The following is a 12,295-nucleotide window of genomic DNA, read 5'->3' as shown; positions in this document are numbered from 1 at the left end:
GTTCGGTGGTTTTGGCGAAGGGGAAACACCCGGTCCCATCCCGAACCCGGAAGTTAAGCCCTTCAGCGCCGATGGTACTGCATGGGAGACTGTGTGGGAGAGTAGGACACCGCCGGACTCATAGTGCAGGAAGGGCCCCGCCGACACCGGCGGGGCCCTTTCTCGTTTGGCAGACTTGCGGAACCGCCGGTCGGGCCACCGTAGTGTCCCGGAGCCCTCTCGCCGATCAGGAATGTGCGATGACCTTCACGATCGATCCGATCGACCCCGCCGACCTCCCCGAACCGTCGCCCGCCTATACGCATGGAACGCTGGTCCGCGGAGCCGAGCGGACGCTCTACATCAGTGGTCAGCCGCCGTGGAGAACCAAGGGCGAGATCCCGGCTGACTTCCCCGGGCAGTGCCGGCTCGCCTGGGAGAACGTCACGACGGTCCTCGCCGGCGCCGGAATGTCCGTCCGCAACCTGGTCAAGGTGACGATCTACCTGTCCGACCGGCAGTACCGCGAAGCCAATTCGCAGATCCGCCATGAGGTCCTGGGGGACCATCGACCGGCGATCACGATCATCATCACCGACATCTACTCCGAGGACTGGCTCCTGGAGATCGAAGGCGTCGCGGTCGCATCGGACACGGTCCAGGTGGCTGAGCAGAAGGAGTGAGACGGCGATCCCGACCTGGCTCACCACGCCGAACGGCCCCGTCGGGGACGGACTCAGCGGGTGACACTGTCCAGAAACGAGTGCAGGTTGGTGAGCACGCGGGCGACTTTCTGCTCCAGAGTGAGGGATTCATCAAGCCCACCGCCCGCGACCGTCTGCTTCTTCCCGCGAAGGTAGAGCGAGCAGTCGAGGTCGCCGCACATGTACTGTCCGACCGAGTTGCCCTGGCGACCGGCCTCGCCCGTCCGGCGTGCGGTCATCAGGGAGACCCCGCCGCCGGTGCGCGTGGTCAGGCACAGGGAGCACATGCTGCGTGTGGTGAAGCCGCGGGCCGCACCGGCGGGCACGCGCAGCGAGATCCCGACCAGGCCGCCGTCGCGTTCGGCGACGAGGTAGGCGCGTCCGGGGGCGCCCGGATCCCGCCAGCCGAGGAAGTCCAGTTCGTCCCACGGCAGGTCGGCGTAGTCCTTGGGGAGGTCCAGGCGCTTGGCCTCCCCCTTCGAGCAGTTGACGAAGGATGTGCGGATGTCGTGTTCGGCCAGGGTTCTCATGAGCGGCGAGGCTAGTCTTCCTAAGGTCCATAGGCAAATGCTTAAATAGTGTAGGTAGACGGGAGAGGGGACATGGCACGCGCGGGAGTGACCGTCGAACGCCTGACGCGGGCGGCGGCGGAACTGGCCGACGAGGTCGGTTTCGACAAGGTGACCGTCGCGGCGCTCGCGCGCCAGTTCGGTGTCAAGGAAGCCAGCCTGTACTCGCACATCAGGAACGCCCACGATCTGAAGACCCGGGTGACGCTGCTGGCACTGGCCGAACTCGCCGACGATGTCGCAGCGGCGGTGGCCGGCCGCGCGGGCAAGGACGCTCTGGTGGCCTTCGCCGGCGCCTACCGGGACTATGCCAAACGGCATCCGGGCAGGTACGCGGCGGCTCGGATGGAGCTGGACCGGGAGACGGCCCTGCGGAGCGCGGGAGGACGGCACGCGGAGATGACACGGGCGATCCTGCGCGCCTACGAGCTGCCGGAGCCGGACCAGACGGACGCGGTACGGATGCTCGGCGCCGTTTTCCACGGATATGTGAGCCTGGAGACGGCGGGGGCCTTCCAGCATCATCCACGTGACGTGGACGCCTCCTGGGCCAGCACCTTGGACGCTCTCGACAGCGCTCTAAGGAACTGGCCCCGGTCCTGAGACGACTTCAATCCGGCTGATGCCGGAGCCCCTCGTCGAACGCCCTCCAAAGATCGCGGCACCTGAGGTCCCCAACGAACAGGGCGAGCGCTGGCCGCATGATCAACGCGCTGGGGGGGGCGCGGTCACCGCGCTATGCCACGGGGCCGCCAGTGTTCCGGATCATCTGCTGGAGCACCTTCAGGGTGGTGACATAGTCGGCGTCGTCGATGTCCTGGTGGATGCGGGCGCGGATCGCCGGGCTGTGCCGTTTGAGGTCAACGCGAGCCTTCTCGCCCGAATCGGTGATCCACAACCGTCCACCGCCGTCGCGGGTGAGGAAGCCGCGTTCCAGGAGGACTCCCGCCTCGATCTCCAGATCGTCTTCGGGCCTGAGGTAGGACGCCATGGCCTGCCGGAGTTCGGGGACGGTCATCCCGCGGCCGTCGGGCGAGATGTCGTTCTTCGACAGGTTGCGCAGCAACCAGAACTGGGGCTGGGTGAAGCCGAACTCGGCCTGCCGGGCTCGGGTGAACGCGATGAGGGCCTCATAGGCCACCCCGGTCCAGTAGGCGGCCGGCTGGGCGGCGAGGTCGGCGTCGGAGATCTGCTGAGTGCTCATCCTGGCACCGTAGAACCGGAAGTTAACTTGAGGTCAAGGTGCGGGACCCGAGCGGCCGGACTGCAAGGGAGACCGGATCTGAGCCCTGTCATGGGAGGTGGGTGACGGCGGAGGCTTGATCGCGGCAGCGACGATCCGTGCTGTCCTAGCCTGGACACATGTCGGAGTACGTGTGGAGGCGGGCGGCGCCGGTGCTGCGCGGGCTGGTGTCCGGGTACTCGGGGTATCGCTGGTCCGGTGCGCCGGGGCTGCATCATGGGCTGCCGTCCACGCATCTGACGGTCGTCATCTGCCTGTCCGGCACGCTGGACCTGGTGGGCCGGCGGCCAGCGTCCTTCGTGTCCGCGGCGGGCGGCCTGCACGATGGTCCGGTCGTGATGTCGCACCACGGCTGGCAGCACGGCCTGCAACTGGACGTGACCTGGCGAGGGGCCCGGGACTTGCTGGGACTGCCGGCCGGCGAGTTGGCCGACGACGTGGTAGACCTGACGGATCTGCTCGGCGATCGGGCCGGTGAGCTGGTCGAACGGCTGGCCGCCGCGCCGACGTGGCGGCACCGGTTCCGGCTGCTGGACACCACGCTGTCCGGGCTGGTCGACGACGGCCGCGGCGCGCCGCCGGCGGAGGTGGTGCAGGCGTGGCGGCGGCTGACCGAGACTGCCGGGAACCTGCGGATCGGCGCGCTCGCCCAGGAACTGGGCTGGAGTCGCCGACATCTCAACAGCCGGTTCCAGCGCGAGATCGGCCTGCCGCCGAAGGCGGCCGCCCGGGTGATCCGGTTCGACCGCGCCCGGCGCCTGCTGCGCTCAGCGCACCGGCCTTCGCTGGTCGATGTCGCCGTTCAGTGCGGCTACGTCGACCAGGCCCACCTGGCTCGGGACTTCCGCGCCCTGGGTGACCTCACCGCGACGCAATGGCTTGCGGAGTTCCCATCTGTACAAGACGTGGACGCGGCCCGGGAGGACGATGGATCGCGTGACGCAGGTCAGCGGTACTGACCGAGAGGTCAGGGACGCTGACGGGAACCGCGCCTTCACCACGCGACCCCGGAGGGCGACCTCTGGAGCTTCGGTACCTATCCCAGCTGCCAGAGCGCGCACACCTAGCAAATCTCAGAGACAGTTCATTCTCGCTTGGAGATGTCGATGGCCGTTCGCCGTGTCGTGCCCAACGTCCAAACCGACGCTGTGGAGGAGAACCGGGAGTTCTACGGTCTGCTGGGCTTGCAGGAGGCCATGAACAACGGCTGGATAATGACGCTCGCCTCCCCGTCCAGTCCCACTGCGCAGGTCAGCTTCATGACCAGTGACAAAACCGCATCGGTCACCCCGGACATGAGCATCGAAGTGGACGATGTGGACGCGGTCTATGCGGTCATGCGGCAGAGCGGTGCGCAGATCGTGCATCCCTTGCAGGACGAGGAGTGGGGAGTGCGCCGGTTCTTCGTCCGCGACCCCACAGGCCGAGTGGTCAACGTGCTGAGCCACCGCTGAGACTCAGCACGGCCGCCTCATGGTGGACGGCGAGTTGCCTGACGCCCCCACACGCCTAGAAGTCGTTGCCGGCCAGGACGGCGTCGGCGTCGACGATCCGGTACGCGTAACCCTGTTCGGCCAGGAAACGCTGCCGGTGGGCGGCGTAGTCCTGGTCGAGGGTGTCGCGGGCGACGACGGCGTAGAAGCGGGCCCCGGCGCCGGACGCCTTGGGGCGTAGCAGGCGTCCCAGACGTTGGGCCTCTTCCTGGCGCGACCCGTAGGCGCCTGACACCTGGACGGCGACGGACGCTTCAGGCAGGTCGATCGAGAAGTTCGCCACCTTCGACACGACCAGGACGCTGATCTCGCCCGAGCGGAACGCGTCGAAAAGGCGTTCCCGCTCGCGCACCCTGGTCTCGCCCTTGATGACGGGGGCGTCCAGCAGCGCGCCGAGTTCGTCCAGCTGGTCGATGTACTGGCCGATGACAAGCGTCTGCTCGCCGCGGTGCCGGTCGACGAGCGCCTGGATGAGCTTGGTCTTGGTGTCGGTGGTGGCGCAGAAGCGGTAGCGCTCCTCGGGCTCGGCGGTCGCGTAGGCGAGGCGCTCGGAGTCAGTCAGGGTGACCCGGACCTCGACGCAGTCGGCCGGCGCGATCCAGCCCTGGGACTCCATGTCCTTCCAGGGGGCGTCGTAGCGCTTCGGCCCGATCAGGGAGAACACGTCGCCTTCGCGGCCGTCCTCCCGGACGAGGGTGGCGGTGAGGCCGAGCCGGCGCCGTGCCTGCAGGTCGGCGGTCATCCGGAAGATCGGCGCGGGCAGCAGGTGCACCTCGTCGTAGACGACCAGGCCCCAGTCGCGGGCGTCGAAGAGCTCCAGATGCGTGTAGGCGCCCTTCCGGCGCGTCGTCATGATCTGGTAGGTGGCGATGGTGACCGGCCGGATCTCCTTCTTCGTGCCGGTGTACTCGCCGATCTCGTCCTCGGTGAGGGACGTGCGCCGGATCAGTTCCTGCTTCCACTGGTGCGCCGACACGGTGTTGGTGACGAGGATCAGCGTGGTCGCCTGCGCGCGCGCCATGGCGGCGGCGCCGACGATGGTCTTGCCCGCGCCGCAGGGCAGGACGACGACGCCGGAGCCGCCGTGCCAGAACGCCGACGTGGCCTCGTCCTGGTAGGAGCGCAGCTCCCAGCCGTCCTGGACGAGGGAGATGGCGTGGGCCTCGCCGTCCACGTAGCCGGCGAGGTCCTCGGCGGGCCAGCCGAGTTTGAGCAGGGCCTGCTTGAGGGCGCCGCGCTCGCTCGGGTGGACGGCGACGGTGTCGTCGCCGACCCGGTCACCGATCATCCCCTTGATCTTCTTGGCCCGCAGCACCTCCTCCAGGACCGACCGGTCGGAGGAGGACAGGACGAGCCCGTGCACCGGGTCCTTCTCCAGCCGCAGCCGCCCGTACCGCGCCATGGTGTCGGCGACGTCCACCAGGAGGGCGTGCGGGACGGGGTAGCGGGAGAACCTGATCAGCGTGTCGACGACCTGTTCGGCGTCGTGCCCGGCGGCGCGGGCGTTCCACAGCGCGAGCGGCGTCACCCGGTAGGTGTGGACGTGCTCGGGCGCCCGTTCCAGTTCGGCGAACGGGGCGATCTCCTTGCGGCAGGCGCCGGCCAGTTCGTGGTCGACCTCCAGCAGCAGGGTCTTGTCGGACTGGACGATGAGCGGACCGTCGGTCAAAGCAGAAGCCCCCGTCGCGATGTCGATGATCGATGCCACGTCCGGACACCGTTGCCGCACGCTACCCGAGGCGGGGTGGCGCGTCGTGCGATCCGGACGGGAACGCATCCTTCAACGGCGCCGGGCGCCCCGCTCTTCCCGACCGGGTGCGTCGACTTGCGGCATGTTGTTGTTATGGGCGCGTCGGAAGCAACAACATGCCGCAAGTCAACGGGGTAGCGACCCGACTAGATGCCGGTTCCGGATTCGTAGCCGGAGTCGGCGTTGAGCAGGAAGATGAAGTAGATGACGGCGATGACGATCCCGCAGACGACCGAGAGGCCGAACAGGATCCAGCCCGCGATCGTCAGCTTGCGGGCCGACTCGGGGTCGTTGTGGACGCGTCCCATCGCGATCGCGGACACGATGGCGCCCGGAACGGCGAGCACGCCGCAGCACAGCAGCACGCTGGCGATGTTGCACACGAGGCAGGCGGTGGTGGAGGCGTTGCTCGTCGGCCGGACGGGCACCCCAGGGGGCCCGTAGGCGTAGGGGTAGCCGGGCGGCGGCTGGGCGCCGGAGTACGGCGTCTGGCTCCAGCCCTGCCCGCCGTAGGGGTCCTGCCAGCCGGGCGGAGTGCCGCCATATCCGCTCAAAGACGGCCTCCTTCACAAAGCTGACACCAGCCTCCAGACTAGGACTCCGGGGAGACATCGCGGGTTCCAACATCATCAACAATCCAAATAAGGGCGATCATCCCCGTGACACGCCGAAGAAGCGCTCCAGCGATAATCCGGTAGCAACCACGCACTGCCCTAAAGGCACACGTCCGTAAGCCCAGCGAGCAATAGCCTCAGCGTTGCGATCGCGTGCGAAGCCAGGTTTCGAGCCTGCGAGAAACCTGATCGCGCAGCGAGCCCCTGGGCGAGCCGGAGCGATGCAGCGATCGCCGCCTTGCCTGTTGAAGGAAGGCGCCCCGGCGCCTGACGCCGAGGGCAATGCAAATTAACCGAGCTCTGAGACGCCGGTGATGCGGTGGAGGGCGAAGCGGTGGACGGCGGCGCGGGTCTCGTCGTAGCCGGTGAGGAAGCCGCCTTCGACGCGGACGGGTTCGACGATGCGGCTGGACGCCTGGCCCTGCTGGTCGAGGTAGCCGATCCAGACGCGTCCGCCGCGGTCGACGGCGGCGCGGAGGAGTTCGATGGTGGCCATGGCCGGTGAGCGGGGCGGATCCCCGGACGGCGCCTGCCGGGCGTGTTCGGCGCCGTGCAGGGACGCCTCGTCGCCTGCCCGCAGCGCCCGCACGGCGGCGGCGATCATCGAGGCGTCGGTGCGGGCGTCCGGGCGGAACCGGACGATCTCGGCGGTGGGCGGCGGGTCGGCGCGCTGTGCGTCCGGCCGGGTCACGATCACGCCGCCGCCGGGGGCCTCGGCGACGGGGGCGAGGCCCATGGCGCGCAGGCCGTCGAGGAGGTCGCCGCGCTGCAGTGCGGAGGCGAGGACGGTCGGGGCGAGCCGGTGCAGGCGCAGCGGTTCGGCGCGGCGGTCGGCGAGGATCTCGTCGAGGGTGGCGGCGGAGTCGGTGCGGACGTAGGAGGTGAGGGCGCCGACGCGCAGGTGCCCGTGCCGGCGCGCCACATCGTCGATCAGGTAGGTGAGCGGCTGCGGCAGCGGGGTCGCCGAGTGCCGGGTCAGCAGGTCGGTGAGGTCGGCGGCGGAGCGTCCGGCGTCCAGGGCGCGGCGGATCGACTGGGGGCTGAACCGGTAGACGGTGGCGCCGCCGGTGGACTCGACGTCGGCGGCGAGCGCGAGTTCCCGGGCGAGGTCGGTGACGAGGGGGCCGGGCGCGATCGCGGTCAGGTCGGCCTGGATGAGGATCTCGTCGACGGGCGCCGGAAGGTACTTCTCCAGGGCGGGTTCGGGGTCGTCCCCGGCGAGGAGGTCGCGGGCGAACGGGGCCAGCTCGCCGAATCCGGTGAGGCCGAGCGCGGCGGCCTCGCGCAGCGTCCAGCCGAGGAGCCGTTCGCGGGTGGGGCCGCCGCGGCGCGGGCGCAGCCAGCCGAGCCGGGTGCGCAGGGCGTCCTCGTCGACGACGGCGCCCGGGTCGGCGTCCGCGAGGACTTCCAGGATCTCCCGGCGGACGGCGGGCGCGCCGCTGCGCACCATCGCCTCGCTGAGCGCGTTGATCAGCCGGTCCCGGTCGTCGCGTTCTCCGGCGAGCCCGGCGGCGCGGTCGGACTTCAGCCAGCCGCGGGCCAGTTCCGTCCAGCGGCCGGCGGTGTCGCGCATCAGCCACAGGTCGTAGGCGGGGGTGGGCAGCCATTCGCCGTCGAGGTCGCCGCTGCGGGTGAGCAGGCCGGCGGCGTAGGCGATCTCGACGAGCAGCGCGCCCTTCCATTCGGGGACGTCCAGCTGGGTCGCGGCGGCGCGCAGGTCGCGGACGGCGAGGCCGCCGCTGCGCAGGACGGGCGGCGGTTCGAGGCCCCAGCGTTCGAGGAGTTCCTCGACGAGCCGGACGGCGCCGGCCGCCTCGCCGGCCGCGGCGCGGACCACGACGTCGTCGCCGCGCGGTTCCTTCCGCGCGGCGGGGAGCGGCGGCGGTTCGGCGGGGACGTCCCGGAAGAGGCGTCCGCCGCGCAGGTGCAGCGCGACCTCGCGGGGCAGGGTGACGGTGCGGTCGTCCTCGGCGGCGAGGAGGCCGCGGGCGAGGAGCCGCTCGATCGGGGTGGTCGCGGTGTCGATCCGGACGGGGCGGCGCGCGTCGGCGACCCGTCCGACGGGCGGCCCCCACGTCAGCTGGTCGAGGGCGGCCTTCGCCTCGGGGCCGGCGTCCTCGATGAGGGCGCCCGGATCCGACAGCAGTTCGGTGAGCCGCCGCAGCAGCCGGGCGGAGTCGGGGAATCCGCGCGGCGCCTCGCCCGCCAGGTCGGTGACCAGGTCGGTGAGCCGTTCGGCGGGGTAGGTGGCGAAGACCTCCAGGGCGGGCGGGCCGAGGCCCGCCGGGTGCGGCAGCCCCTGCCGGACGCCGGGCGCGATGACCGGTTTGCCGTCGCCCCAGGCGAGCCCGTGGCGGCGCAGCGTGCCGAGGGCGCGGTCGATCTGCGCCGGCGTCGCGTCGAGGCCCGCGGCGAGCGCGGCCGGGTCCGGCGCGGGCAGGACGAGGAGGGCTTCGAGGACGGCGAGCGTGAACCGGTCGAGCCGGTCGAGCGCGCGGGAGACCGCGGCGGGCGTCGCGGCGCGGGAGGCGAGCGCGGTCAGGTCGGCGGGGACGGGGGCGAGCAGCTCCGGACGCGCGGACAGCAGCGCGCGAAGCTCGTCGTCGTCTCGCGCGCGCAGCCAGTCCGCGTACGTCTCCATGCCGTTCCCCAACCTATGTCGCGCGCACGCTACAGGTACGCGGCTCTCCAGGGTAGGAGGCCGCGGAACGTGCCCGGAGCCGGGAGGGCCGGGACGCCGCAGGTCAGGTGGCGGGTGTGCGCTCCAGATGCACCAGCCCGAGACCGAGCCGCGCCCAGCTCTCCACGAATCGGTCCTCGTCGATGCGGGTCGGCGGCTCGTACATCGACTCGTTCGCCAGCCAGTAGTTCACCACGGCGCCGCCGAGGATGGAGGCGATCGCGGGCCAGTCCTCGCCCGAGCCCTCGAACTCGGGCTGCGCGGACAGCCAGGTCGAGATGCCGTCGTAGAGCGGGTTGACGATGCCCTCGCGCATCTCCGCGACGAGGTTCGGGAACTGGTCGAGGTCGCGGAACAGGACCCGGATGAGGTCCTGCTCCTCGCGCATCTTGGCGAGGCCGGCCTGGCACGTCATGCGCAGCCGGATCTCGAGCGGGCGGTCCTCGAAGACGGCGGCCTGGACGAGGACGTCGCTGATCTGGCGGCGGGTCCGCTCGATGTGCTCGCGGATGGCGGAGGCGAGCACCTCCTCCTTGGAGCGGAAGTGCCGGTAGAGCCCGCCGGCGCCCGGGGACAGGCCCGCCGCGGCCTCGATCTCCGCGACCGACGTGGCCGCGTAGCCCCGGTCGGCGAACAACCGGAGCGACTCGGACACGATGCGATCGCGCGTGGATGGCGTCATGGTGATGAATTCCTCCGTAAGAACACTAAGGCATCTTCGACCCGCGGGCCGACGCGTCCGCCGCGGCACGCCCGAATTCGTGATACGTCTCGCACCGGGGCCGGGAGGACTAGAGTTCGATGCCGCATGCCCCGTCGCCGGAAGGGGCGTCGCCGGAAAGGTCGACGATGTTCAAGTCTCCGCGGAAGGCGGCGGGCGGGGCGTTCCTGCCCGAGGACTTCGTGGTGCCCACGCTGGTGGCCGGGCCCGACTTCCAGATCCGCCCGATCACCGTGCACGACGTGGTCAAGGACTACGGCGCCGTGATCGGCAGCCTGCACCGGCTCGCCGGCAGGTTCGGGCCCGAGTGGGGGTGGCCCGACAGCGAGTTCACCTTCGAGCAGGCGCTGATCGACGTCGCGTGGCTGCAGAAGCAGGGGCAGCTGCGGCGCTCGTTCAGCTACGTGGTGATCACGCCGGACGGGGAGCGGCAGCTCGGCCGCATCCATGTGGCCCCGTCCGACGAGCCCGGCGCGGACGCCGTCGTGGTGTTCTGGGTCCGCGCGGACGAGGAGAACTCCGTCCTGGAGAAGGAGCTGGAGACGTTCGTCCGCCAGTGGGTGATGACGGCCTGGCCGTTCGACAAGGTCCGCTTCCCCGGGCGGGACTAGAGCGACCCGGCCAGCCGAGTCGGCGGACCAGGCAGTTCGCGGACTAGGCGAGTCGGCGGACGAGGTCGACCAGGATCCGTCCTGCCGCCAGGTAGACGAGGGCTGCCAGTCCGTAGTTGACGGCGACCTCCGTCTTGTGGCCGTCCGGCTGGAAGACGTCCCTGAACTGCCAGCACAGGTCGGTGGCGCGGTCGCCGAACCAGCGGACGAGGTCGTTGGACGTGTTCGCTTCGAACGCCACGAACACGATGTGCACGGACAGGATCAGCACGACGACCGCGGTCACGATGGAGATCGCGGTGGCCAGGGCGCCGACGGCGCGGCGGCGGGCCCCGGCGGCGCGGCCGGTGAACGAGCGCCGGGCGCGCGTGGCGCGGTGCTCGCCGCCCCCCGGCTCGGTGCGGGTCATGGAGTGCTCCTGCGGCGGCGAGTGCTCCTGCGGGGGCGTGGGCGGGGGCGGAGCCTGGTCGACCGGCCGGTCGGGGTTGTCTGCCATGTGCGGCCTCCTTCACCGGTGGTGTGCCAGGGGCGGACGGCGGTCTGATCGTCCTTGGGGGCGGGGTGGGGTGTTCGGGGACTGTGTTTTCCCTGGTCAGCTGGTTTGTGGTCGGGGCCCCGGGTATATCGAGAGCACGGTCCCGTGCTCTCCTACTCGGATCCCGTCGCATCGCCACTACCAGGAGAGCGCGGGTCCTCTCATGTGTCCAGACCTTTACCCTGTGGGACGTGCTCGATCTCGATCCCTCCGCGCCGTCCGGCGCGCCCTTCGCCGTCGGTTTCGACCTCGATCTGACCCTGGCCGACACGCGGGCCGGCATCAGCGCCGTGTACGCCGCCCTCGCCGCGGAGACGGGCGTCCCGATCGACACGGGGCTCGTGGTGCGGCGCATCGGCCCGCCGCTGGAGGAGGAGCTGGCCTACTGGTTCCCGGCGGACGAGGTGCCCGCGATGGCGGCCCGCTACAGGGCGATGTACGCCGACATCGCGGTCCCGGCGACCGTCCCGATGCCGGGCGCCGTCGCCGCGCTGGACGCGGTGCGGGCCAGGGGCGGGCGCGTGGTCGTCGTGTCGGGCAAGAACCAGGCCGACACCGAGCGCACCGTCCGGTTCCTGGGGCTGCGGGCCGACGCCGTGGTGGGCGGCCTGTTCGGCGCGGACAAGGGCGAGGCGCTGCGCGAGCACGGCGCCGGGGCCTACATCGGCGACCACACCGGCGACGTGGACGCGGCGCGGGCCGCGTCGGCCGTGGCGGTGGCCGTCGCGACCGGGTCGTTCGATTCGGCGGCCCTCGCGGCCTACGGCGCGGACGTCGTCCTACCGGACCTGCTGGCCTTCCCAGCGTGGCTCGGCGGGTTCCCGGCGGCCTGAGCTGCGGCGCGATATCGAGGTGCCCTCCGCGGGCGTCCGGGGTAGCTTCAAAGGCGTTGCCCGGCAGGCGTCGCGGGGGTACCCGGCATGTGCACCGGCGCGCGGCGAGGCATTAATCTTGTGGGCGATTCAGGACGATTACCGAACGAGGTCTCCGGTGCCGACTGGCAAGGTCAAGTGGTACGACTCCGACAAGGGGTTCGGCTTCCTCACCCGCGATGACGGCGGGGAGGTCTTCGTGCACTCATCGGCGCTGCCGGGCGGCGTCACGACGCTCCGGCCGGGGCAGCGCATCGAGTTCGGCGTGGTCGAGGGGCGGCGCGGCCAGCAGGCCCTCCAGGTCCGGGTGCTGGAGTCGCTGCCGTCGGTCGAGAAGACCATCGCCAAGCAGCGGCGCAAGAAGCCGGACGAGATGGTCGTGATCACCGAGGACCTCATCAAGCTGCTGGACGGGATCTCCAACACCTACCGGCGCGGCAAGCACCCGTCCCCGGCGGAGGCCAAGAAGATCGCCACGGTGCTGCGGGCGGTCGCCGACGACCTGTCGCCCTGAGTCTTCGGGC

The 12,295-nt window shown here is 70.7% G+C and carries 14 protein-coding genes and 1 rRNA gene; 8 read left to right on the top strand and 7 right to left on the bottom strand.

Translation table 11 applies throughout. The annotated features are described in order from the left end of the window. Window position 1: 1 nt before the first annotated feature. Together rrf and SM418_RS21255 are read left to right on the top strand one after the other, a co-directional pair. Window positions 2–118 (top strand): 5S ribosomal RNA (gene rrf / locus SM418_RS21260). A gap of 121 nt (window positions 119–239) precedes the next feature. Further along, window positions 240–662 (top strand): RidA family protein, encoded by a 423-nt coding sequence (locus SM418_RS21255; protein ID WP_371942828.1) that lies wholly within the window; start codon window positions 240–242, stop codon window positions 660–662. Window positions 663–715: 53 nt separating this feature from the next. On the opposite strand, the gene SM418_RS21250 is transcribed toward SM418_RS21255, so the two are convergent. Then, the gene (locus SM418_RS21250; protein WP_371942827.1) at window positions 716–1,213 is read right to left on the bottom strand and encodes an FBP domain-containing protein; all 498 of its coding nucleotides are present in this window, start codon (window positions 1,211–1,213) and stop codon (window positions 716–718) included. 72 nt (window positions 1,214–1,285) lie between these two features. On the opposite strand from SM418_RS21250, the gene SM418_RS21245 reads away from it, so the two are divergent. Further along, window positions 1,286–1,855: a TetR/AcrR family transcriptional regulator gene (locus SM418_RS21245; RefSeq protein WP_371942826.1), complete on the top strand. Its 570-nt coding sequence runs from the start codon at window positions 1,286–1,288 to the stop codon at window positions 1,853–1,855. 133 nt (window positions 1,856–1,988) lie between these two features. On the opposite strand, the gene SM418_RS21240 is transcribed toward SM418_RS21245, so the two are convergent. After that, window positions 1,989–2,456 carry a winged helix DNA-binding protein gene (locus SM418_RS21240; RefSeq protein ID WP_371942825.1) on the bottom strand — a complete coding sequence of 156 codons (468 nt, stop codon included), beginning with the start codon at window positions 2,454–2,456 and terminating at the stop codon, window positions 1,989–1,991. A 158-nt stretch (window positions 2,457–2,614) separates the two neighbouring features. On the opposite strand from SM418_RS21240, the gene SM418_RS21235 reads away from it, so the two are divergent. Both SM418_RS21235 and SM418_RS21230 read left to right on the top strand, forming a co-directional pair. Beyond that, window positions 2,615–3,454, top strand: a complete 840-nt coding sequence (locus SM418_RS21235) for an AraC family transcriptional regulator (RefSeq protein ID WP_371942824.1) — start codon at window positions 2,615–2,617, stop codon at window positions 3,452–3,454. Window positions 3,455–3,601: 147 nt separating this feature from the next. Then, a complete protein-coding gene (locus SM418_RS21230) occupies window positions 3,602–3,949 on the top strand; it encodes a VOC family protein (protein ID WP_371942823.1) in 348 nt (115 codons plus the stop codon). 55 nt (window positions 3,950–4,004) lie between these two features. On the opposite strand, the gene SM418_RS21225 is transcribed toward SM418_RS21230, so the two are convergent. The 4 genes from SM418_RS21225 to SM418_RS21210 form a co-directional block, all read right to left on the bottom strand. Continuing rightward, the gene (locus SM418_RS21225) at window positions 4,005–5,657 is read right to left on the bottom strand and encodes a DNA repair helicase XPB (protein WP_371942838.1); all 1,653 of its coding nucleotides are present in this window, start codon (window positions 5,655–5,657) and stop codon (window positions 4,005–4,007) included. Window positions 5,658–5,884: 227 nt separating this feature from the next. Then, window positions 5,885–6,292 (bottom strand): hypothetical protein, encoded by a 408-nt coding sequence (locus SM418_RS21220; protein ID WP_371942822.1) that lies wholly within the window; start codon window positions 6,290–6,292, stop codon window positions 5,885–5,887. A gap of 349 nt (window positions 6,293–6,641) precedes the next feature. Next, window positions 6,642–8,993: a helicase-associated domain-containing protein gene (locus SM418_RS21215; RefSeq protein WP_371942821.1), complete on the bottom strand. Its 2,352-nt coding sequence runs from the start codon at window positions 8,991–8,993 to the stop codon at window positions 6,642–6,644. A 103-nt stretch (window positions 8,994–9,096) separates the two neighbouring features. Beyond that, window positions 9,097–9,714, bottom strand: a complete 618-nt coding sequence (locus tag SM418_RS21210) for a TetR/AcrR family transcriptional regulator (protein WP_371942820.1) — start codon at window positions 9,712–9,714, stop codon at window positions 9,097–9,099. 167 nt (window positions 9,715–9,881) lie between these two features. Between SM418_RS21210 and SM418_RS21205 the strand changes: the two genes are divergently transcribed. Continuing rightward, window positions 9,882–10,364, top strand: coding sequence for a GNAT family N-acetyltransferase (locus tag SM418_RS21205; protein WP_371942819.1), 483 nt, complete (start codon window positions 9,882–9,884; stop codon window positions 10,362–10,364). Window positions 10,365–10,407: 43 nt separating this feature from the next. Here SM418_RS21205 and SM418_RS21200 read toward each other — a convergent pair whose 3' ends face one another. Next, a complete protein-coding gene (locus tag SM418_RS21200) occupies window positions 10,408–10,860 on the bottom strand; it encodes a hypothetical protein (RefSeq protein ID WP_371942818.1) in 453 nt (150 codons plus the stop codon). Between the two features lie 230 nt (window positions 10,861–11,090). On the opposite strand from SM418_RS21200, the gene SM418_RS21195 reads away from it, so the two are divergent. Both SM418_RS21195 and SM418_RS21190 read left to right on the top strand, forming a co-directional pair. After that, window positions 11,091–11,732: an HAD family hydrolase gene (locus SM418_RS21195; RefSeq protein WP_371942817.1), complete on the top strand. Its 642-nt coding sequence runs from the start codon at window positions 11,091–11,093 to the stop codon at window positions 11,730–11,732. 157 nt (window positions 11,733–11,889) lie between these two features. Then, the gene (locus SM418_RS21190; RefSeq protein ID WP_138638985.1) at window positions 11,890–12,285 is read left to right on the top strand and encodes a cold-shock protein; all 396 of its coding nucleotides are present in this window, start codon (window positions 11,890–11,892) and stop codon (window positions 12,283–12,285) included. The last annotated feature ends 10 nt before the right edge of the window (window positions 12,286–12,295 follow it).

It is taken from the genome of Actinomadura chokoriensis (assembly GCF_041463665.1).
GTDB classification, from domain to species: domain Bacteria; phylum Actinomycetota; class Actinomycetes; order Streptosporangiales; family Streptosporangiaceae; genus Spirillospora; species Spirillospora chokoriensis_A.
Note: the sequence above shows the minus strand (reverse complement) of the source record. Positions and strands in the feature narration are given on the sequence as shown.